At 58.4% G+C, this 22,467-nt stretch carries 18 protein-coding genes; 12 read left to right on the top strand and 6 right to left on the bottom strand.

Annotated elements, in window-relative coordinates:
* Positions 1-150: 150 nt before the first annotated feature.
* Positions 151-2,505 (top strand): sensor domain-containing diguanylate cyclase, encoded by a 2,355-nt coding sequence (locus RVM24_RS17465; protein WP_431474473.1) that lies wholly within the window; start codon positions 151-153, stop codon positions 2,503-2,505.
* On the opposite strand, the gene RVM24_RS17470 is transcribed toward RVM24_RS17465, so the two are convergent.
* Positions 2,502-3,269 (bottom strand): sulfite exporter TauE/SafE family protein, encoded by a 768-nt coding sequence (locus RVM24_RS17470; RefSeq protein ID WP_230713179.1) that lies wholly within the window; start codon positions 3,267-3,269, stop codon positions 2,502-2,504. The genes RVM24_RS17465 and RVM24_RS17470 overlap by 4 nt on opposite strands.
* A gap of 96 nt (positions 3,270-3,365) precedes the next feature.
* Between RVM24_RS17470 and RVM24_RS17475 the strand changes: the two genes are divergently transcribed.
* Together RVM24_RS17475 and RVM24_RS17480 are read left to right on the top strand one after the other, a co-directional pair.
* Positions 3,366-4,853, top strand: a complete 1,488-nt coding sequence (locus RVM24_RS17475; RefSeq protein ID WP_230713177.1) for an amidase — start codon at positions 3,366-3,368, stop codon at positions 4,851-4,853.
* A gap of 142 nt (positions 4,854-4,995) precedes the next feature.
* Positions 4,996-5,604 (top strand): hypothetical protein, encoded by a 609-nt coding sequence (locus RVM24_RS17480; RefSeq protein ID WP_058092818.1) that lies wholly within the window; start codon positions 4,996-4,998, stop codon positions 5,602-5,604.
* Positions 5,605-5,631: 27 nt separating this feature from the next.
* On the opposite strand, the gene RVM24_RS17485 is transcribed toward RVM24_RS17480, so the two are convergent.
* Positions 5,632-7,053, bottom strand: a complete 1,422-nt coding sequence (locus RVM24_RS17485) for an HDOD domain-containing protein (RefSeq protein ID WP_230713176.1) — start codon at positions 7,051-7,053, stop codon at positions 5,632-5,634.
* A gap of 210 nt (positions 7,054-7,263) precedes the next feature.
* Between RVM24_RS17485 and RVM24_RS17490 the strand changes: the two genes are divergently transcribed.
* The 4 genes from RVM24_RS17490 to ltrA all read left to right on the top strand — a co-directional run bounded on the left by RVM24_RS17490 (position 7,264) and on the right by ltrA (position 11,994).
* Positions 7,264-8,271, top strand: coding sequence for a methionine ABC transporter ATP-binding protein (locus RVM24_RS17490; RefSeq protein ID WP_106694261.1), 1,008 nt, complete (start codon positions 7,264-7,266; stop codon positions 8,269-8,271).
* On the top strand, positions 8,271-8,948 hold the full coding sequence (locus RVM24_RS17495; RefSeq protein WP_058092815.1) for a methionine ABC transporter permease: 678 nt from the start codon (positions 8,271-8,273) through the stop codon (positions 8,946-8,948). Before RVM24_RS17490 ends, RVM24_RS17495 begins: the two co-directional genes overlap by 1 nt.
* A 200-nt stretch (positions 8,949-9,148) precedes the next feature.
* The gene (locus RVM24_RS17500) at positions 9,149-9,931 is read left to right on the top strand and encodes a MetQ/NlpA family ABC transporter substrate-binding protein (protein ID WP_230713175.1); all 783 of its coding nucleotides are present in this window, start codon (positions 9,149-9,151) and stop codon (positions 9,929-9,931) included.
* Positions 9,932-10,716: 785 nt separating this feature from the next.
* Entirely contained in the window at positions 10,717-11,994 is a 1,278-nt protein-coding gene (gene ltrA, locus RVM24_RS17505; protein WP_058578632.1) for a group II intron reverse transcriptase/maturase, read from the top strand.
* A gap of 107 nt (positions 11,995-12,101) precedes the next feature.
* Here ltrA and RVM24_RS17510 read toward each other — a convergent pair whose 3' ends face one another.
* On the bottom strand, positions 12,102-12,755 hold the full coding sequence (locus RVM24_RS17510) for a peroxiredoxin (protein ID WP_058092813.1): 654 nt from the start codon (positions 12,753-12,755) through the stop codon (positions 12,102-12,104).
* A 155-nt stretch (positions 12,756-12,910) separates the two neighbouring features.
* The gene (locus RVM24_RS17515; protein ID WP_230713174.1) at positions 12,911-14,272 is read right to left on the bottom strand and encodes an alanine/glycine:cation symporter family protein; all 1,362 of its coding nucleotides are present in this window, start codon (positions 14,270-14,272) and stop codon (positions 12,911-12,913) included.
* Between the two features lie 198 nt (positions 14,273-14,470).
* On the opposite strand from RVM24_RS17515, the gene RVM24_RS17520 reads away from it, so the two are divergent.
* Complete coding sequence (locus RVM24_RS17520; protein WP_061331240.1) at positions 14,471-14,902, top strand: CBS domain-containing protein; 432 nt, start codon at positions 14,471-14,473, stop codon at positions 14,900-14,902.
* Positions 14,903-14,931: 29 nt separating this feature from the next.
* On the top strand, positions 14,932-15,777 hold the full coding sequence (gene fghA, locus RVM24_RS17525; protein WP_061331239.1) for an S-formylglutathione hydrolase: 846 nt from the start codon (positions 14,932-14,934) through the stop codon (positions 15,775-15,777).
* A gap of 21 nt (positions 15,778-15,798) precedes the next feature.
* Here fghA and RVM24_RS17530 read toward each other — a convergent pair whose 3' ends face one another.
* Positions 15,799-16,923, bottom strand: coding sequence for an HD-GYP domain-containing protein (locus RVM24_RS17530; protein WP_061331238.1), 1,125 nt, complete (start codon positions 16,921-16,923; stop codon positions 15,799-15,801).
* A 244-nt stretch (positions 16,924-17,167) separates the two neighbouring features.
* Between RVM24_RS17530 and RVM24_RS17535 the strand changes: the two genes are divergently transcribed.
* The gene (locus RVM24_RS17535; protein ID WP_061331237.1) at positions 17,168-18,172 is read left to right on the top strand and encodes a GGDEF domain-containing protein; all 1,005 of its coding nucleotides are present in this window, start codon (positions 17,168-17,170) and stop codon (positions 18,170-18,172) included.
* Here the strand turns inward: RVM24_RS17535 and RVM24_RS17540 are convergent.
* Positions 18,148-19,590, bottom strand: a complete 1,443-nt coding sequence (locus RVM24_RS17540) for an MATE family efflux transporter (protein ID WP_082780510.1) — start codon at positions 19,588-19,590, stop codon at positions 18,148-18,150. The two genes, RVM24_RS17535 and RVM24_RS17540, sit on opposite strands and share 25 nt — an antisense overlap.
* Positions 19,591-19,754: 164 nt before the next feature.
* Here RVM24_RS17540 and RVM24_RS17545 point away from each other — a divergent pair, with 164 nt between their 5' ends.
* Both RVM24_RS17545 and RVM24_RS17550 read left to right on the top strand, forming a co-directional pair.
* The gene (locus RVM24_RS17545) at positions 19,755-20,627 is read left to right on the top strand and encodes a carboxylate/amino acid/amine transporter (protein ID WP_058092806.1); all 873 of its coding nucleotides are present in this window, start codon (positions 19,755-19,757) and stop codon (positions 20,625-20,627) included.
* A 144-nt stretch (positions 20,628-20,771) separates the two neighbouring features.
* Positions 20,772-22,346: a methyl-accepting chemotaxis protein gene (locus tag RVM24_RS17550; RefSeq protein WP_431474474.1), complete on the top strand. Its 1,575-nt coding sequence runs from the start codon at positions 20,772-20,774 to the stop codon at positions 22,344-22,346.
* The last annotated feature ends 121 nt before the right edge of the window (positions 22,347-22,467 follow it).

Raw genomic sequence — 22,467 nt, forward strand, 5'->3', positions numbered from 1 at the left:
ATCGCTCGGAAAATGAAAATAGATCTAAATAATAACGATTATCAATGAAATTACAAGCGGGAATCTGATTGGAAAAACCTGTCTTTGCTACACTTTCATAAAGTTCGTAGAATGCGGTGTGTATGATTTGGACAGCATGAGGTTGGTTATTTGATAAAGTTGTGGTTTGCGAGTCTGGCGAATCGGGCAGTTGCCCTGGTAGTGGCTTTTGTGTTGGTGACCGCGGTTGTGGTGGCCAGCATTGGTTCTGCGCTGAGCCGGTCAGAGCTGGAATATCAGGCGCACCGCCAAGTTGAAATGATTGTCGGAATGGTGACTCGTGACCTCGACCAGAAACTTGCCCTGCGGCGTGACGTTCTCTCTCACGTTGCCAGTGAAATCCCGGCCTCGGAAGCCCTGCTCCAGAATCGGGCGCGAGTGATACTGCGCCAGCAGGCTTCGCTGCTCAGTTTGTTTGATGCTCTGTTTATAATGGATGCCGAGGGTGAGCTACTGGCCGCCAATCCCCTTGATTACCTGGTCCCCAGCTTCAATGCCTCGGAACGGCCTTACTTCAAAGCCGTTTCCAGCCAGCTAGTGCCGATTATCAGCGAACCGTACGTCACCGCTCTTGAGGGGCGGCCAGGCGTAATGCTGGCTGCACCACTTTTTGATCACCGTAAACGTTTCACCGGCATGATTGGCGGGTTGATTCTGCTCGATGGTGACAACTTCATGAGCGATATCTCCGGGATTCGTGTGGGGGATGCAGGCTATCTGCGCCTGATAACCCGGCAGGGGGTGGTACTGGCTGATGGCCGAGACGGTCGGGTTATGGTGCCGGTGGATGCCCGGCAGAGCTCTATTGTACGTGCCATGGAGGGCTTTGAAGGTACACTTCGCGATGAGTCTGAGCAGCAAATGCCGACCATCACTGCCTATGGGCAAATGGCCCAGGTGCCTTGGTTTGTGGCGGCGGTCTGGCCCGAGACGGATGCCTTCGCGTCGGTCAATCGTATGCGCGACGCTTTCAGTTGGACACTGCTGTCGGTACTGGTTGTGTTGGTCCCCCTGGCATTCTGGTTCTTCCATCGCTTGTTGCGGCCACTGCGCGATCTGAGCTTGCAGATCTATCAGCGTCATACCGGGGAACGCCAGATGCCGGTCTCGGAAATCGGAGGGCGGGAAATCCGGAATGTAGCCCGGGTTTTCAACATGGTCCGCCATGAGCGCGACGAGATTCTGCGATCATTGGCGGAGCGGGAGGCATTCTTCCGTTCTCTGACCCAGGACGCCCCCATTGGCATTGTCCACTCCAATATTCTCGGCCGGATTGAATTTGTTAACCCGGCGCTGTTGAACATTCTCGGTGAAACGGCTGAACAGGTTACCCAGCGCTACCTTATCTCGAAAGTGGCGGATGAAGATCGCGACGCGGCCATGGCGGGCTGGCGCCGGGCATTGACCCGCCGCAGGTTCTATCGCGGACGCCTGCGGTTGCTGACCACCCGTTCACCGGGGTATGTCTGGGTAGATACCATGACCTCGGTCATTGAACTGCCAGGCCAGGCGCTTGGCACCATCACGATTGTGCGGGATATCACCCGTGAAATGCGCTTTGAGCAGGCGCTCCGGGAAGAGCAGCAGAGGGCCGATTCGATCCTGGATGTGTTGCAGGAAGGCGTTCTGATGGTCGACAAGGCAGGCCTGATCCGGTACGCCAACGACGCGGCCGGCGAATTTCTTGCGTTGGGCGATGATTGCATTGGTGAGAACTTCTTCGAGACCGTGACCTTTCGCTATGACAACCACAAGATGGAGCCGGAGGAGTTTCAGGAAGGCGAGGAAATCGATAACCGGTACGTTACTCTGGAAAACTCGCAGGGTCAGGTCTTCGACATTGATCTCACCATGTTGCACTTGCGCAGGGGTGAGCATGAGGAACGCCTGGTCTTTGTGCTGAGGGACGACAGCGAACGGCGTCGGGAAGAAGAACGACTCTCCTGGGAGGCTACCCACGATGCGCTGACCCAACTGGTGAACCGCAGGGCTTTCACTGCCGCGTTGCTGAAAGCGCTGGCTGAGGCGCCACACCAGGCGACGCCCGCTGTCTTGATGATGATCGATCTGGATCATTTCAAACCGGTCAATGACCAGGGCGGCCACCTGGTGGGCGACGACCTGTTGAAACGCCTGGCGGATCTGTTCCAGAGCGCGGTTCGCCAATCGGATACCGTCGCACGGTTGGGTGGTGATGAATTTGCGGTTCTGTTGCCCGGATGTGGTCTGGACCGGGCCGAAGCCCTGGCAGAAAACCTGCGCAGCCGGGTCGAGGCGCTGAAAGTCCAGCACGATGGCCGTTCTTTCGGTGTCACTGTAAGCATTGGGCTCACACCGGTGTCTGCTGGCGACAGCGGCCCGAGGGAGGTCATGGCACGGGCGGATGAAGGGTGCTATATCGCCAAATCTCGGGGGCGCAATGCGGTGGTCTCAGTGCCCGCCCCGCCTGACGACACAGGAGTTTAGGCCAACCAGCCGGCGGACTCCGCCGCTTGCCACAGCAGGCGCAGCGCCAGCAGTGTCAGTACCAGGTTGAAGGCGAGGCTGAACCACCGGTTGGTGATGGATTTCAGAACGTGCAGCCCCAGCCAGGTGCCGGTGAAGCCGCAGGCAATCATGGCGAGAATGAACAGCAGCCAGTCCGAGAACACGAATCCGGCAACCCCGAAGACCAGCGCTTTGGGCGCATGTTGCAAGGTCATGGCAGCGGCGAAGGTGGCCACGGTTTTAAAGCGATCCCGGTGAATCTGCTTGATAAAGGCGGCGACCAGGGGGCCCGTGGCGCCCACGAACAGGCTGACAAAGCTGGTGACGGCGGAAGCTAAAAAAATGCCAACGGGCCCGAACGACGCTTTTGGCAGTTTCGGCCCCCAACACAGATACAACACGAACAGAGCGATGGATAGCTGCCAGAGGTGCGCGGGTAAATCAACCAACAGCCAGGCGCCAAGCGCCGCCCCTGCGATTACGCCGGGCGTGAAGGCAGCAATAACCTTCCAGTCGATGTGGTGCCGGGTCAGCACTGCCCGGCCGGTATTAGAGCCAAGCTGAATCATGCCATGCACCGGAATAATCGCCGCCGGTGGCATCCAGGAGGCCATCAACACCAGCAGCAGAACGCCACCACCGGCACCGAGCACAGCGGTCAGCATTGAGGTTATCGCCGAGGCTAATAGCAGAAAAAGAGCGACGCCCGGGCTAATGGCCTCTGGAAACAGGGTCAGGTCCATGGAACTCACTTTGGGATTGGCGTAAGCTCCTGAGTTTCCGGTTTATGCCCCGAAAGTCCAGTGGGGGCGGGTAAATAACAACAAACAGGGTGGCCCATGAACCAGTCCGAATATCTGAGATACGACGCAACAGCGCTGGCTGATCTGATCCGCCGGGGTGATGTGACGCCCCGAGAGGTAACCGATGCGGCGGTGGAGCGTGCCAATCATGTCAATGGGGCCCTGAACGCCATTTGCCACCCCCAGTACTCGGATGCCATGGGGCAGTCGCCGGTGTCTGATGGGCCGTTTTCTGGTGTACCCCTGCTGCTGAAAGACCTGGCCCAGGAACAGGCCGGGCAACCTTGCACCTACGGCAGCCGGGCCATGCGAAAGAATATTCCGAGCCGGGACTCACAGTTCGTACAACGTGCCCGCAAGGCCGGCTTGGTGTTTATCGGTCGCACGGCAACGCCGGAGTTCGGCCTCAAGGCCGTCACCGAGTCTGCTCTTTGGGGCCCGAGCCGCAACCCCTGGAACACAGAACTGACGCCCGGGGGCTCCAGTGGTGGCTCCGGTGCCGCGGTAGCCGCCGGTGTTGTTCCCATGGCCGGAGCCAACGATGGCGGTGGGTCCATCCGCATTCCGGCAGCTTACAACGGGCTGTTTGGACTAAAGCCATCCCGCGGCCGGATCTCTGTAGGGCCCCACGCCGGAGAGGCCTGGACCGGCGCTTCGACCGACCATGTGGTGTCCCGGACGGTGAGAGACAGCGCCAGCATGCTGGATGTGTTGGCCGGTGCAGCCAGTGGCGACCCGTTCTGCATTCCGGAACCGGAGGGTTCCTGGCTGGACCTGATGCAGCAATCGCCGGGGCGGCTGAGGATTGGTGTGTTTACCTCTTCTCCTTACGACACCGAGGTAGCGCCGGAGTGTGTGGCTGCCGTCGAAGAAACCGCCCGTATGCTGGAAGGTCTGGGGCATCATGTCGAGTATGCCCGGCCGGAATTTGACGGCATGGCCCTGGCACGGTGCTACCTGGCCCTTTACTTTGGTGAAGTGTCCTCAATGATGGACAGGGCACGGGAGCAGTTCGGTGCCGAGGACAAGGATTTTGAGCTGGAGACCCGGTTACTGGGTATGTTGGGGCGTACTATGCCGTTGCCGGATTATGTTCGCCGCCGGCAGCAATGGAATGACCTTGCCCGTGCTCTGGGTGCATTCTTCGAGCGTTTTGACCTGTACCTGTCCCCGACCACCGGCCAGTTGCCGGCCAAGATTGGTGAAATGGATACGCCGGCCCACCTCAAACTGATCGCCAGGCTGATGCTAACCCTGAAAGCGGGCAAGCTGGTCCATCGTAGCGGCCAGGTGGACCAGATGGCGCTGGAAAGCCTGGCCCGAACGCCCTTTACCCAGCTTGCGAACCTGACCGGCACGCCGGCGATGTCGGTACCCATGCACTGGACCCGCGATGGTTTGCCGGTAGGCGTCCAGTTCGGCGCCGCCCATGGCCGCGAGGATCGACTGTTGCAGCTGGCCGCCCAGCTTGAGGAAGCAAACCCCTGGTTCGCCAATTACGAACGCCTGGAAAACGCATTCTGACGCGGTGACACAAACTCCCGTGCGGGGTTGTGATCCGCGCCGGCAAACTCCACGTTTATCTTTACTGGTGGAACAGGCTATGCTGTAACACAGGGATCTGATTCCCTGACTACCCTGATGGCATCGAGGAGGCGAGCATCTTATGAACCAATCGATGGCAATCGACGATCTGGTATCCGTAGCACAGGCCGAAGCCATGGGGGAACTGGACGCCCCGATGATGGCCATAGTTCTGTCCAGTGAGCAGAGCTACGACCTGCCCATCAACTCTCTGGAAACCGATGCCGACAAGGCCCGCTGGGGTCTGATTCTGCGGGCGGCCCGCGAACATGTGGAAGCCGACGCCGTAGCGGTACTCTACCCGGCCTGGACCACCATCCGTCGAAAACCGACCGATGCCGAAACATCCCAGGCCCAGGCAGAGGATGAAGACAGTGCCGATGATGATAACGGCCCCATCGACACCCTGTTTGTGCAGCTGCACACCCGAGACAGAATCTATTGGCGGGGCTTTGAACAAATCCGCGATCCCAAACATCAGCGCATTATCGGCTTTCGCCGGATCAAAGCGCTGTCCACCGACTACGACAGAGACAGCGCGCCAAGCGTGGCTGCCTGGTTGAGCACCCTGTTCGAACCTTTGCCAGACGAAGGCGAGGAAACCGATATCGACCGCGAGCTGGCGGATTTGCTGGAAGAACCCGAGGTCAGCGCGGCGCTCTACCCGCGGCAGATGCGGGCGTTGCACTGAACGACGAAAACATGGCCTGACCCGATCTCAGCGAGAGGAGATCAGGGTCAGGCACAGTTGTGCATTCTGGATAAAGTGCGAAAAGGCTGCCAACTGCTGTTCCGACGGCACATAGCCCGCCGCCGCATTATCGGCATAGAACAGGCCCACCAGTCGGCCCTTGGCGGTAAGCGAGCCTACCAGGGCCGGCACTTTGCCCAGCCAGCGGTCATAGGGAACACCGCCCGCCTGTTTGCCGGGTTTGTAGATGGCACAAGTGCCATGGGGTAAAAGCTCTCCCAGTGGCCCGGTGCCATCCTTGTGGATAATCAGGTGTTCGCGCCACTCTTCGGTACCACGACCGCCTACCTTTCTGGGAATCAGGTCTTGTCCGGTGCGGTCACTCATCAGCAGGGCTACCCGTTGCATTCCGATAGCCCGGTGAATGCCTTCGATCACCAACTGGCACACTTCGTTGATATCGGGTTTTTCAGCGAGTGTTTGAGTCAGATCTCGCAGAATCTGCAATTGCAGGGCGGGGTCCATAACCGGGGCTTCGGCGCCGTGTCCGGCGGCGCTCTCCTGATTGCCGGGCAGCAACGCCGTGACCTGCGGAATGCCCAGAGACACGGCTACTTTGGTGGCTTCCTGGGCGTTGACCTTCAGTTGGTCCCGGATGGCGGCGGGGCTTTCTCCAACATCTGCCGACAAACGTTCCAGCACCTTGTCCATCTCTGGCCCGCTCCAGCCATGCTCGGACACCGTGGCCATTTCCACGGTGTTGCGCACCAGGCTGCTAGCCAGGGAATTGGCTTTGCCGGGCGCCACCACTTCACGGATAAACGGCCCTAAAGACCAGGCTTCCACCAGGCCCCGGGTGATCTCGGTAAAGGTGGTGTGCAGCACGGCCTTCTGTGCCTCCACAGGCGGTTCGTCCAACCGCAGGCGCTCTTCCAGCTCGGTCGCCTGATCGGTTTCGCAGGACCAGAATGCCAGCTCACCGATGTTCATCAGCAAGGCCCCGATAAACACCTCCTCTAGAGCATGCTCTGTGCGTTTGGGCATCAAGCACCGGGCCTGAACGGCTGCGTGAATAGCGCGGGCAAGGCAACGCAACAGGTGTGGCCGGTCGTTGCGTTTGAGCAGAGTGTCGACAATCAGCGATGAAATCGCCATGGATTTCACGGCATCGAAACCGATCAACGTGATGGCACGGCTGACCGTGCTCACCTGGGTGCGGGTCTGGTTGTAGAACACCGTGTTGGAAAGCCGAAGCACCTGGGACGTCAACTGGGCATCATTCAGAATCACATTCGCCAGTTCGTTCACTGTGCTGTTGCGGCTGTCGGTCAGTTCGTTGATCTGCCGGAGGGTGTTCGCCAACACTGGCAGCTCTACCTTGCTGAGGTAGGAAACCCATGCCTGGGTGGAATTCATCCTTGAGGGCGTATTTTCGGACAATGTAGTCACAGGTACGGCGCGCCTCGGATAGGTGGAGGTTTATTAATGTTCTTTTCAAATAGCAGTTTAGCTGAGGGCAGGCTGGTGTGTCAGGTAGCTTTTTGTGTAAGGGCAACTACACACCGCCGGGATTCGGGTTTGGTCATCGAATAGGCTATAATCGCCGGTTTTCGGCTGCGCGCCCTACGCACTCCAAAGGCAAAGACCAAGGCACTGATCGTGATTGTATTTGACCAGGTACAGAAGTCATACCAGGTGGCCGGCCGGGCGATCCCCGCGCTGCACCCTACCAGTATGACCATTGAAACCGGCGAGGTATTCGGCATCGTCGGCCATTCCGGCGCGGGTAAATCCACCCTCGTAAGGCTGATCAACCTGCTGGAACCGCCCACCGGCGGCCGCATCCTGATCGATGACGAAGACATTACCCGGTACAACTCTGCGGAACTGAGAGCCTTCCGCCGCAAAGTGGGCATGATCTTCCAGCACTTCAACCTGCTGTCGTCCAAAACCGTGGCAGACAACATCGCGTTTCCGATGAAGCTGGCGGGCATCTACAGCAAAACCGAGATACGGGAGCGGGTACAGGAACTGCTGGCCCGGGTGAGCCTGACCGACCACGCCGACAAGTATCCGTCTCAGCTGTCTGGCGGCCAGAAACAACGCGTTGGTATCGCCCGTGCCCTGGCTTGCCGCCCCACCATTCTGCTGTGCGACGAAGCCACCAGCGCCCTGGACCCGCAAACCACTCAGTCGGTCCTGAAACTGCTGGGTGACATCAACAAGGAGCTGGGCCTGACCATTGTCTTGATCACCCACGAAATGGATGTGGTGCGTCGGGTGTGCGACCGGGTTGCCGTAATGGACGCCGGTCGCGTAGTGGAAATGGGCCCGGTGAGCGAGGTGTTCCTGCACCCCCAGCATCCCACCACCCGGGATTTTGTGTTCGAAAGCGAAAACATCGACCGCAACGAACTCCAGGAAGACCTGCAAAAAGCCGAAGGCCGCATCCTGCGCCTGACCTTCAAGGGCGAATCCACCTACAAACCCCTGCTGGGCAGCGTGGCAAGGGAATCCGGCGTAGACTTCAGCATCCTCTCCGGCCGGATCGATCACATCAAAGACACCCCCTACGGCCAGCTGACCCTGTCACTGGTGGGCGGTGATCTCGACGTCGCCATGCAGGCGCTGGAAGCCGCCGATGTTCACGTGGAGGTAGTGCGCTGATGGAAGCTTTAATGGAAACCCTCATGGGCAACGTCGACTGGCTGGAAATCGGCTGGGCCAGCTGGGACACCCTGGTGATGGTGGGCATGTCCCTGCTGTTCAGCGTACTGATCGGCCTGCCCATTGGCGTATTACTGTTCCTGTTCGGCAAACGCCAGCTGTTGGAACAACCGGTGGCCTACGCGGTGTTGTCGTTCGTGGTCAACGTACTGCGTTCCGTGCCTTTCATCATCCTGCTGATCGTGATGATCCCGTTCACCGTTCTGCTCATTGGCACGTCACTGGGCGTGGCCGGCGCCATCCCGCCACTGGTGGCTGGCGGTGCCCCCTTCTTCGCCCGCCTGGTGGAAACCTCCCTGCGGGAAGTCGACCGCGGCATCATCGAAGCCACTCAGGCCATGGGTGCTAACGTGCGCCAGATCATCTTCGGCGCCTTGCTGCCGGAAGCGCTTCCGGGCATCATCGCCGGTATTACCGTGACGGCCATCACCCTGGTCTCCTACGCGGCCATGTCTGGCGTCATCGGTGGCGGCGGCCTGGGCGACCTGGCCATCCGCTTCGGTTACCAGCGTTTCCAGACCGACGTGATGGTGATCACCGTCGCGTTACTGGTGATTTTCGTACAAGTACTCCAGATGGTTGGTGATCGTCTGGTGCTGTATTTCAGCAGAAAGTAAGACTGTGATTGAGCCGGGCAGGCAATTCCAAAGTCCGGTATAGGCAGGCTGCTGGGAGGTTCCTTCCGAAAACCTGGAGCGCCAGGGATGGCGCGACGGAGCCCTACATGGACGTATTTACGGGCGTTTTTCGGAAGGAACCTCCTAGCAGCGTGCCGTAAACCAAAGTTAAACACGATGCTCCACAGGAGAACGCAATAATGAATCTGAAGAAAACTCTGGTAGCCATCGCTGCCGTAGCAACTTTCTCCTCTGCTGCTGTTGCAGAGAAACTGTCCGTAGCCGCTACTCCGGTCCCCCATGCTGAGCTGCTGGAATTTGTGAAGCCGGCGCTGGCCGAACAAGGTGTTGAGCTGGATGTGAAAGTCTTCACCGACTACGTACAGCCCAACATCCAGGTTGACCAGAAGCGGATGGACGCCAACTTCTTCCAGCACCAGCCGTACCTGGACGAATTCAACAGCGGCCGTGGCGCCAACCTGGTCACCGTTGCCGGCATCCACGTTGAGCCCTTCGGTGCCTACTCCAGCAAAATCAGCTCCCTCGACGAACTGAAAGATCGCGCCGTGGTGGCCATCCCCAACGACCCCACCAACGGCGGCCGCGCCCTGCTGCTGCTTCAGGAAGCCGGCCTGATCACCCTGAAAGACGAAAGCAAAATCACCGCCACACCCCGTGACATTGCCGACAACCCCAAGCGCCTGAACTTCCGCGAACTGGAAGCCGCTACCCTGCCGCGTATCCTGAACCAGGTCGATATGGCCCTGATCAACACCAACTACGCCCTGGAAGCCGGCCTGAACCCGTCTGAAGATGCCATGGTGATTGAAGGTGCCGAGTCCCCTTACGTGAACATCCTGGTTGCCCGCCCGGACAACAAGGACAGCGACGCCATGCAGAAACTGGCCAATGCGCTGAAATCAGACGCCGTTCGCGAGTTCATCAAAGAAAAATACGAAGGTGCAGTAGTACCGGCATTCTGACATCCGGGTACCCGATAATGAAAAAGCCGGGCAGTTCGTACTGCCCGGCTTTTTGTTTGCCCGGCGAAGCCGGCAAACCCGGCCATCTGAAAGAAGATGGCGTCACCCCGACTGAGGGGAAGACAATCCGACTGGCAAGGGCGTCACTGGCCAACGGTGGGGTCTGAAGGAAGCCATAGGAAGTTAACGGTACACAACGCAAGTGAACCTGCTTCGGCAGTCCAGGTGGGTTAGCGTGCAAAATAGCGCGACGCCCGATACTCAGTCAGACCTGTGCTGTGTTTGAGGGTGGCATCGTTAACAGGGAGCCGGTGCAGTAACCGGGGAAGCCTGACACCGAATCCGGCGATGCCGGAGGCTGTGGCGCAAGGTGAAAGCCGAGGCCGCAGTCGGTGCGAGGTGGCAGATGAAGCCGTAGTAGTGAGGAAGTTCCGGCCTGAGAAGCCTGGTAACAGCGTGGAGGACAAAACCGGAATGACCGCTGGCGGAGGTTCAGCGGACCGGTCAGGGTCAAAAGCTCTGGTCGGATGCGAAGGGCGGAAGTCATTAACGAGAGTGACGGACGACGAGCGAACAGGTGGACGCTGCGTTCACAAGCTGCCCGACGGGGCAGGGAAGTGCATCGGGGTGCTGCGGGAACGCAGTGGCTCTGGTGTTCTCCGAACAAGGGAGTAGAGCGATACTGTGGCGGCAGATTGCCAGAGCGCTAGTACCCGGACGGATCGCCTGAAACAGACCGGCAGCCAGACCGATCCTCGAGGCCGTCACGACAGAGATGAGCAGGCATGAGGAAATACTACAGTCTGTACGGGCAATTGCTGTCAAAACAGCGCCTGTATGAAGCCTTCAGACACATCAAACGCAACAAGGGCGCGGCCGGAATCGATGGGCAGAGCCTGGGTGCGTTTGAGGCGAACCTGGAGGTGGAGCTGTCGTGCCTGTTGCTCGAGCTGAAGGAAAAGCGCTATCGGGCGCAACCAGTCAGGCGCGTAGCCATCGCCAAGGATGACGGCGGTGAGCGTCTGCTGGGCATTCCGACGGTTCGGGACCGGGTTGTACAACAGGCGCTGCGCCGTATTATCGAACCGATCTTCGAGCCGGATTTCCACCCGTCGAGTTACGGGTATCGTCCGGGACGCAGTGGTCATCACGCCATCGGCAAGGCGGAGTTGTTTATCCGCCGCTACCGGCGTGACTGGGTTGTGGACATGGACCTGTCGAAATGCTTCGACACGCTCAACCATGACCTGATCATCCGCCAGTTTCGCCAACGGATCACGGACGGCAGTGTCCTGTCACTGCTGCGCCAGTTCCTGGAAAGCGGCGTGATGGTGGGATACCACCTTGAAGAAACGGAGCTGGGAAGCCCGCAGGGCGGCGTGATCAGCCCGCTGATTGCGAACGTCTATCTGGACGCCTTCGACCAGTTCATGAAAGCCCGGGGTCACCGGATCGTCCGCTACGCGGACGACATCCTGATCCTGTGCGGCTCACGAGCGGGCGCGGAGAATGCGTTACGGGTTGCCCGGCGCTATCTGGAAAATGAGTTGAAGCTGACGGTCAATACCACCAAAACCCACATCGCCCATAGTGATGAAGGGGTTAAGTTCCTGGGCGTGGTGATACATAGCAAGTACACCCGCATACAGGGAAAGAAGGTGGTCAGGCTTAAGCAGAAGCTGAAATCACTGACGAAGCGAAACCGGGGCATCGGACTCGCGGCCATTATACGTGAGCTGAATCCGGTGTTGCGGGGCTTTGTCAGCTACTTCCGGGTGGCGAACTGCGCGCGGGTGTTAAAGCAGGTGATGAGGTGGCTAAGGCGGCGGTTACGCTGCCTCCAGCTCAAGCAGTGGAAAAAGCCGAGTCGGCTGCATCGGAGGCTGAAACAGCTGGGTTACCAACCCCCGTTCCGGCATATCAAGATGCAAAGCTGGCGCAACGCGGCGTCCCCACTGGCCAGTCTGGCCCTGCCCAACACCTACCTGCACAATGACCTGCAGTTGATGGATCTTGCGAAGGTCAAAACCGGCATCACTGTCCCCGAGTTCGGGGTAAGTTAATGGCATGAGCCGTATACGTGGCCCGTATGTACGGTTCTGTGAGAGGGATGAGGCGGTAACGCCTCACCCTACTCGCTACTGGCACAAAACTTACTGTAAGGCGAGGATCAGTCACCGCTCCAGTTAGAGGACGGGTCTGGAGTCATCCGCAGGTAGGATTTCACTGCCTTGTAGCCCTTCGGGAAGCGCTGTTTGATCTCGTCTTCATCCTGCAGTGACGGCACAATCACCACATCGCCGCCTTTTTCCCAGTTACCTGGCGTAGCCACTTTATGGTCATCGGTCAGTTGCAGGGAGTCGATAACCCGCAGCACCTCGTTGAAGTTACGACCGGTGGATGCCGGGTAGGTAATGATCAGGCGCACCTTCTTGTTCGGATCAATGATAAACAGCGAACGCACGGTCAGGGTGCTGTCGGCGTTCGGGTGGATCATGTCGTACAGCTTGGCCACCTTGCTGTCGTGGTCGGCAATGATCGGGAAGTTGACGGTGCAGCCCTGAGTTTCGTTGATATCCTTGATCCAGTCCTTGTGGGAGTCAACCGGGTCGACACTCAGGGCAATGGCCTTGACGCCACGTTTGGCGAATTCGTCTTTCAGTTTGGCGGTCAGGCCGAGTTCCGTGGTGCATACCGGTGTGAAGTCGGCAGGGTGTGAGAACAGAACCCCCCAGCTGTCACCAAGCCAGTCATAGAAGCGAATGGTGCCTTCGCTGGAATCCTGTTCAAAATCCGGTGCAGTGTCTCCAAGACGCAAACTCATAGTCGTTCTCCTCAGACAGGTTGTTGGCAAACACGGTGTTATTTTCTGTGTACGTTAGACACTGTGGCGATGGATGCCCTGAATGCAAGGGGGGCTTGATCCAGAGCATCCAACGGTTTGCTCACATCCTTATGAGCACCAGACTTAGATGCCGACTATTTCACACCCAATGCCTTCTGCTTCTCAAAGTGCTCCCGGGTGAGTTTGAACACCACCGGGCTGAGTAACAGCAGGGCGATCAGGTTGGGCAGCGCCATCATCGCGTTGAGGGTGTCGGCCACCAGCCAGATAAAGCCCAGGTTGATGGTGGCACCCACGGGGATGGCGACAATCCACAACACCCGATAAGGCACGATGGCCTTCACACCAAACAGGAACTCGATGCAGCGTTCACCATAGAACGACCAGCCAATGATGGTGGTGAAGGCGAAAATCGCCAGGGCAATCGCTACCACGTAGTTGCCGAAGCCGGGGAGGCCTGTTTCAAAGGCCAGGGAGGTGAGGGCCGCACCCGTCTCGCCGGAGGTCCAGGCGCCGGAGGTAATAATCACCAGGCCGGTGATGCTGCACACAATGATGGTATCGATGAAGGTGCCCAGCATGGCGACCATGCCCTGCTTGACCGGGTTCTTGGTCTGGGCGGCGGCATGGGCGATGGGCGCAGAACCCAGGCCCGCTTCGTTGGAGAAGATACCGCGTGCGACACCAAAGCGGATAGCCGCCCAGACAGCGGCACCGGCAAAGCCCCCCTCGGCTGCGGCCGGGCTGAAGGCATAGCTGAACACCATGCTGACGGCTGCGGGAATTTCACTGGCATTGATGGCCAGAACAATCAGGCCAACCAGCACGTAAGACACCGCCATAAATGGCACCAGGGCACTGGCCACCTGGCCAATACGCTTGATGCCGCCAATCAGCACCAGGCCCACCATAATCATCAGCAGAACGCCGGTGATCCAGTGGGGCAGGCCGAAGTTGGCAGACAACACATCCGCCACCGAGTTGGCTTGTACCGTATTGCCGATACCGAAAGCGGCAATGGAGGCGAAGATCGCGAACAACACCCCAAGCCAGGCCCATTTCTTGCCCAGGCCATTGCGGATGTAATACATGGGGCCGCCCACATGGGCACCACGCTCATCCACTTCCCGGTAGCGCACGGCCAGCACGGCCTCGCCGTACTTGGTGGCCATGCCCACCAGGGCGGTCAGCCACATCCAGAACAGGGCGCCCGGGCCGCCCAGGAACACGGCGGTGGCAACCCCTGCAATGTTACCCGTGCCTACGGTGGCTGACAGGGCGGTCATCAGGGCCTGGAATGGCGGAATATCACCATCGTCCTCGTCACCGCGGGCACGGCCGCTCCACATCAGCCGGAAACCGGCACCCAGTTTCAGGATCGGCATCAGTTTCAGACCAATACTGAGAAACAGCCCGACCCCGAGGATCATCACCAGCATGGGTGGTCCCCAGACCAGGCTATTGATTTGACTTACTAATTCAGAAATGGGTTCCATGGGTTCTCCCACTGTTTACCACGGCTAGGTCATATGAATAGAGCCCCAGAGGGCATAACCTGTTGAGTTTAGTCGACTATTTTGTGGTGTAAACCGTTTTGCTCCTGAGAGTTGTCCATTTTGCCGAGCATTGCCTATGTTTAGAGTAACTGCGGTGCCAGTTTCGGCGCCTTAAATAAAACCGAAAAGGGGCTGCCTATGCGCTCACTGAAAATCTCGGAAGTCATGTGGAATCACATTGAGCCTATCCGTTGCGGCACACCGCTGACCAAGGTTGTTAAAGCGTTACTGGATAACCACGTTACCGGTTTGCCAGTGGTGGATGAAAAGCGTCAGGTTCTGGGCTTTGTGTCGGAGCAGGACTGCATTCACTCGCTGCTGGTGAGTAATTATCACAGCGAGGGCGAGCCCATTGTGGACGATGTGATGTTCCATAAACCGCTGACGGTGTCGCCAGAGATGTCAGTGATCGATCTGGCGCAGAATCTGGGGGCCGGAAAGCCGAAAGTGTACCCGGTGGTTGATCATGGCAAACTGGTGGGGATTGTCACCCGTACAGCTATTCTGTCCCAGTTGGCCAAATCCGGTAATACTATCGAAAAACAGCGTTTCGCCAACGTCGAGGACTGACTTCTCCACCTACAATCGCCAGGAGAGCTATGGAACTTTTAGCCACCAACGTTTGCTTTGACGGCGAGCACCGCCGCTACCGCCACTCATCTGCCACGCTCCAGTGCGACATGGAGTTTGCGGTGTTTCTGCCGCCGTCGGCTCTGGGCGAGGAAGGCAAACCAGCGCCAGTGCTTTACTGGTTGTCCGGGCTGACCTGCACCGACCAGAATTTCATGCAGAAAGCCGGTGCCCAGAAACTGGCCGCCAGGCTGGGCCTGGCGATTGTGTGCCCGGATACCAGCCCCCGGGGCGTGGACCTGCCTGGCGAGCACGACAGTTACGATTTTGGCAGTGGCGCGGGCTTTTACGTGAATGCCACAGAACAGCCCTGGGCACCCCACTACCGCATGTACGATTACGTTGTGAAGGAGCTGCCCCAACTGGTCGAGAATGAGTTGCCGCTTAGCGGTGAGCGGTCGGTCAGCGGCCATTCCATGGGCGGCCACGGAGCTTTGATCTGTGCCCTGAAGAATCCGGGGTATTACAAATCGGTATCGGCGTTCGCGCCCATTGCCAACCCGATGGCGTGCCCCTGGGGGCAGAAAGCCTTCAAGGGTTATCTTGGAGATGACCAGAGCAAGTGGGAAGCGTGGGATGCCACCCGCCTGATTCCGACCGCAAAAGAGCGGCTGCCGCTACTGGTAGACCAGGGTACGGCCGATGAGTTTCTGGAAACCCAGCTGAACCCGGAAACGTTGGCGGATGTCTGTGAGAAGTTTCATCACCACATCAACCTGCGAATGCACCGTGGGTACGACCACAGCTATTTCTTTATTGCCTCGTTCATTGACGACCACCTGAATCATCATGCCAGGGCATTGGGTTTGGCATGAGCCCGCCACGCTCCGCGGGTTTCAGTTGCGAAAGCCCCAGAGCAGGCTGAAATCCATGGAGGGCATCTCTTCTGGCTCTTCGGCGCCCTGGATGTTGTATTCGGGAACGCTGGTGTCGCGCTCAAACGTGCCGCTGTAGCGGTTGCCCCGGGGCCCGAAAATAGCTTTGACAAACGGTCCCCTGGCCCTGACGGCGCGGCCGGTCACCACACCGACTTCGTTATTGTCGAGCCGCACCAGCATGCCAGGCGGGTATTCGCCGAGTACTTGCAACAGTGACCGTGGAATGGCCGGGCGGACCTTGCCGTCACCGAGAGTGGCTATCAGTTTGCGGGCAGCGGTGATGGTCATCCTGTTGCGGTAGGCTCGTTTGGTGATCATGGCCACGTAGCGTTCTGACAGAGCCAGAATTTCCGCCTCTGGCAGAATATCAGTGCCACTTAATCCTTCCGGATAGCCGGAGCCATCGGCCTGCTCGTGGTGCTGGGCGATGATTTTCAGCAACAGTTTATTGGTAATGCCGGCGGAGGTCAGTGCCTGGATGCTGCGGTGCGGGTGTTTGCGGATAACCGCCCGCTGGTCGTCGGTGAGCACACGGGTGGAAGCATTTAGCTGGTCGGCCACCGGCACAAGTGCCAGGTTGGCGGTCAGGGCCGCGGCAGTCAGCACACTGGTACGTTTTTCATCAAGCCCAAACGCCCTGGCCGTGAAGTGGCACAAAATGCCGTAGAAAAGAATCTGTTCGTGAATGGTGGGGCCGATGGAGTACAGATGCACCAGGGCCAGGCTGGCTTCCGGCGCTTCCTGACAGGTCCGCTCCAGCATTCGCGCCAGCCCCAATAAGCGTTTTTGGGCAGACGGATCTTCACTGGTGATGGCGTTGAGGGTTGCTTCCAGGGTGGCCAGCAGGTCGGCGTAGTCGGCGAAGGGGTTACGCTGCCGTTGATCCTCCTGAATTTTTTCCTTTTTCCGTTCGATTTTCCGGGGCTTGAACCGGCCCCGCTCAAACAATTGCTCCAGCTGAGTATTGGTCTGGATAACATAGCCCTGACGCAGCAAGACGTTTCCATCGGCGTCGAAAACATCCCAGGGTAATGGACGGCCGATGGTCAATGCCCCAGGGGCGATGCGTATGAGTGAATCCAATTTGAATATCCCAAGGTGTCGTAGAGCGATTCTTGTTCTTCGGAATACTTCTTTCAATATTCTGACGTCAAAACCGGCATAGGCTTGTGTATTTAGAATACTAACCGACACACTTTTGTGATGCATGTCACATTGTGTCGTGTTCAGAGATAGAATTGTTAAGAATCGTAGCCCGGTAGCGCCCCCTTACATAGCTTACGCTAAGCTTGTGCACTAACTAAGACCATAGTCGGACCCGATCTGAATGTTTCATCGGCTAAAAAACGATTTCCGATTATCGATCATCACATTGCTTGGCATCAGTGCCATCGTTGGCATCACGCCGTTCGTGATCCTGCGATTTGTCGAGGGTAATCCGCTCGCCGGTTTTGTTGATCTCGGGATTCTGTCTGGCATCGTTGGCAGCCTCGCTTATGCCTGGGTCACCGGCGACACATACCGCAGCGGCATGTTCCTGGCGATTATTATCTGCGCGGGCGCGGTCACCGTTGGTGCGGTTATGGGTGAGGCGGGTTTGTTCTGGATATTCCCTTGCCTGGTAACAACCTTCTTTCTTGTATCCAGCCGACTTGCGGCCATTCTGAACCTGCTATCCGTTCTGGCGCTGATGTCGATTGAAACGGCTTTCAGCTCAACGGTTCAAATGTGGACGTTTGCGACCACGGCGACGGTGGTCAGCGCCTGTGCCTATGTCTTTGCCTATCGTAACCAGGATCAGCGGGAACGCTTGGAGCACCTGGCCACCATCGACCCACTGACCGGTGTCAAGAACCGCCGCTCCATGGATGAGGAACTGGATGCGGCTGCTGCCAATGCTGAGCGATCCGGGCTACCCTATGCCCTGGTGATGCTGGATATCGACCACTTCAAGAAAATCAACGATGTGTATGGTCATGGCGTCGGTGATAATGTGCTGACGGACTTGGTGGCGCTGGTTGAACGCAACACACGAAAGTCTGATCAGCTGTTCCGTTATGGCGGTGAGGAGTTCGTGTTATTGCTGCCCGGTGTGGATGGGTCCAGCCTGCAGGCGGTTATGAACAACCTGCAACAGGTGTTGCGCAGGCATCTCAAGTACCCCGGTGGCCCGGTTACTTCGTCATTTGGTGTCGCCTTGCTGGGCCACGGCGAGAGCGTGGAGAGCTGGTTGGCGAGGGCTGATGAAGCGCTGTATCAGGCCAAGGAGACCGGGCGGGATCGGATTGTATTTGCAGATAAGAACACTCAGTTGGTGGCCGAACCGGCTTGAACTGAAGTCCGGCTGTCGGGTTCGCCGTGATGGTGGTTTCCGGGCCGGTAGCGAAACAATCGCCAACCCAGCAAAACACTGGCGGAGGTCAGCCCCGCCGTCAGCCCCACCCAGAACCCCGCCGCTCCCAACGCCGGCCAAAGCAGGTCTGTAAAGGTCAGAATGTAGCCCAGTGGCAGGCCAACCCCCCAGAACGAAAACAGCATAATGAACATGGGAATGCGGGTGTCTTTATAGCCCCTGAGCGCACTGATGCAGGTTACCTGAATCACATCAGCAACCTGGAACATGGCGGCAAACGCCAGCAGGCGAATGGTGACATCCCGCACGGCCTGGTCGCCGGTGTAGAGTGCGGCGATCTGTGCGGAGAACACAAACAGCAACGTGGCAAAGATCAGGGCAACCGCCGAGGCTAGGATCAGTGAGCTACGGGAAATCAGCCGGGCGGTATCCGGCGCCCGGGCACCCACCAGAAAACTCACCCGCAGCGTCAGTGCCATGCCTATGCTCAGCGGTAGCATGAACAACAACGACACCACGTTCAGCGCAATCTGATGTCCGGCCACAATCACCGGCCCCAGGGGTGCCAGGAACAGGGCAATGACTGAAAACATGCTGGCTTCAACAAAAATGGTGAAGCCAATGGGCACACCGATACCCAGAATGTAGCGAACTCCCCGCCAGTTGGGCTTCACCCAGTCGGCCAGCAGGTGAAACTGGCGGAAGGTACGGCTCCGGTTCAGGTAGATCAGTAAGGCAATGGCGGCCGTCCCGTTGGACAGCGATGTCGCCCAGCCGCAGCCCACACCGCCCATGGCGGGCAGGCCGAGCTTGCCGTAAATGAAGATGTAGTTCAGCGGCAGGTTGATCAGCGTGCTGAGTACAGAGAAAGCCATGATTACCCTGGTGTGGCCGAGGCCGTCAGTGAGTCCCCGCAGAGCGTTCATAAGAAGCAGGGCTGGAATGCCCCAGGCGAAGGCGTTCAGGTATCCCTGGGTGATGCCGGCAGTCTCTGTATCCATCTTCAGCATCGCCAGTACCGGGTGTACGTTGGTCAGCAACAACGCCATGATCACCGTGCCGCCGGCTGCGATGTAAATGCCCTGCCAGGTGGCCGGCATGATCTTCGAGTGCTGCCGGGCACCGTTGTAGCCGGAAATGATCGGTTGCAGCGCCCCCAGCATGCCCATGAAAAACAGAAACAGTGGCATCCACAGGCTGCTGCCAATGCCTACCGCGGCCAAATCCCGAGCGCTGGCGTGGCCCGCCATAACGGTATCAATAACCCCATTGGCCATCTGTGCCACCTGGGCAATCAGGATCGGCCCGCCCAGAATGGCCAGGGTTCTCCATTCCGCCAGCGTGCGGCGAACAAGGGGCTGTCGGGCTTCGGGTAACGGTTGGTGGTTTTCGTCCATGGTGCTGGTTTCGATGTTGGTTCGTCAGGGTTGTACCTGTCAGAGGCGGACATGGTACCCGATTGGCGGTCGGGCAGCTTATAGGGGTTTGCACCGCCTTCCGTACTGGATAATGCCGGCAAAAACGGTACAGTAGCGGTCCGGTTTATCTCAGGTGCGGTGGTATGGTTCTTCTGGTTCTGGTAACGGCGCTGTGGGCGTTTTCGTTCAGCTTGATCGGCGAGTTCCTGGCTGGCCGGGTAGACAGCGATTTTGCCGTGCTTACCCGTGTGCTGCTGGCGGCCCTGGTGTTTCTGCCCTTCACCCGCTGGCGTGGTGTGCCCGGGGGCATGAAGCTTGGTATTCTGATTACCGGCATGCTGCAGTTCGGTATTACCTACCTTTGCCTGTACCGCTCGTTCAGTTACCTCACGGTGCCTGAAGTGTTGCTGTTCACCATCTTCACCCCTTTGTACGTTACGCTGATTGACGATGCCCTGTTTCGCCGGTTCTCCCCGGTGGCCTTGCTGGCGGCAGCCATCGCTACTCTGGGCGCCGGCATTATCCGCTACGATGGCCTGAGTGAAGATTTCATTACCGGCTTCTTGTTACTGCAAGTGGCTAATTTTACCTTTGCCGCCGGCCAAGTGGGCTACAAACACGTGATGCGCCACTACGCCCTGGCTTTGCCGGGCTACCGTACCTTCGGCTACTTCTTTTTCGGGGCGCTGGTGATCGCCTTGCCGTCGTTCCTGATATTCGGTGATGCTGACAAGCTGCCCACAACCAGTCTTCAGTGGGGCATTCTCGGTTGGCTGGGGCTCGCGGCCTCGGGGCTTGGGCTATACCTGTGGAATCGCGGTGCCTGTGAGGTAGATGCTGGCACCCTGGCTATTATGAACAATGCCCTGGTGCCTGCCGGGTTGCTGGTGAACCTGCTGATCTGGAACCGGGATGCGGACCTCATGCGCCTTATGCTTGGCGGCGCGGTGATCGCGTTTTCACTGTGGGTGAATGCCCGTTTTCATCCCCGGGCAAGGGTCCTGGCCGGGCCCTGACAAGCCTTGTCTTCAAGATATCGGGTTGTGTGCCGTTACATTAATGTGACGTAGCGTAACTCATTAGATATTTCCTTGATATTCATCCAGACTTACGCTTGCGCCCTGAAATAATTTCCCCGGTTTAACGGACATCGACCCCCTATGCGCAAGAATCTACCTGTCACCCAGCGCGAAATTACCGTACCGGAAGGTATGCGCCTGATCAGTACCACCTCCCTCAAGGGCGTGATCACCTATTGCAACGACGATTTTGAAACCATCAGTGGTTACACCCGGGACGAACTGATTGGCCAGGCCCACAATCTGATTCGCCACCCGGACATGCCGCCGGCGGTGTTCGCCGACATGTGGGAGTATCTGAAAGCGGGCAAGGCCTGGATGGGTGTGGTCAAGAACCGGGCAAAGAACGGAGATCATTACTGGGTCAGTGCCTATGCCACTCCTATCTGGGACAACGGCCAGATGGTGGGCTATGAGTCCGTGCGCGTGGCTGTCACTCGGGACCAGATTGCGCGGGCTGAAAAGCTCTATTCTGGTATCTCCGCAGGCAAGTTGTCGTCATCGTTCAGTAACCGGGCCATGTCGATGGGCCGATCCGGCTGGCCGTTTTTGTTATCCCTGGTAATCACCTTGGGTGCCATGCAACTCGAGCCGCTCTGGCTGGCAGCGCTGGTCGTGTTGGTGGGTCATGGTCTGGCTTTCAGTCTGGTGTTCGGGTCTATTTCCAATCGTTTGAAAGGTTTACTCGCGTTGCGCCCCGATGCTTTCCAGGACCCCGTCGTTGCCCGCACATACAGCAGTGAGCGTGGCCTGATGTCGCGGTTGGCCCTGGTGCTGGTCAGTGAGGAAGCACGCATTCGCACAGCGCTGGCGCGAATTGACGATCAGGCTGAGCATTTACTGCAGCAGGCCCGAGCGTCCCATGGCTTCATTACCGAGGGGGCCACGGCGATTGCCCGGCAGCGGGCGGAGACGGACCAGACCGCCTCGGCGATCAATGAAATGACCGCGTCCATTCAGGAAGTCGCGGAAGCCGTTACCCACAACGCCAAAGAAGCAGAGCAGGCCAACCGGCTGGCCCACGAGGGCAGCCAGCGCAGTGGTGAGGCCACTGCCGCGATTGAGCAGCTGGTGCAGCAGGTGAATGGCATTGGCGAATCGGTGAGTCGCCTGGGTGAATCCACCCGCACCATTGGTGAAGCGGCCGACCTGATCTCGGACATTGCCGAGCAGACCAACCTGCTGGCCCTGAATGCGGCCATTGAAGCAGCCCGCGCCGGCGAGCAAGGCAGAGGCTTTGCCGTGGTGGCCGATGAAGTGCGGTCCCTGGCCCAGAGAACCCGGCAGTCCACCGTCAAGATCCATGAGGTGATTGATCAGTTTCGGGCCCAGGTGGATGAAACCATTCAGGCCGTACGTTCTGGTGAGGAAATCGCCAGCCAGGGTCTGGCCCGGGTGCAGGGCGCGGCAGAATCCCTGCAAACCATTGTGGGTTCGGTGGATTCGATTTCCGACAGTTTCATTACCATGTCGGCCGCGTTCGAGGAGCAAAGTCAGGTATCGGACGAGATCAACCGGCAAATCGTGAACATCGCCGGCCTTGCCGACCAGAGCGACGAGCAGGCTGAAGCCGCTAAAGACAGCAGCGACAGGCTCAGTGGCATGGCCCGTGGTCTGAAGGATCTGATTGCCCGGTTTGTCAGTAAATCTGGCTAGTTAGCGCTGGCCGGTTGGATCTGTGTGGTCGACAGAAACCACTGAACAACATTTCAGCACTGGCATCACCGCGCCAGTGCTGGCAGAATCCCGCACCAATGGCCTGAACCATTGGTTTGGC

The sequence above is a fragment of the Marinobacter sp. KM021 genome, assembly GCF_050707965.1.
Taxonomy (GTDB): Bacteria; Pseudomonadota; Gammaproteobacteria; order Pseudomonadales; family Oleiphilaceae; genus Marinobacter; species Marinobacter shengliensis.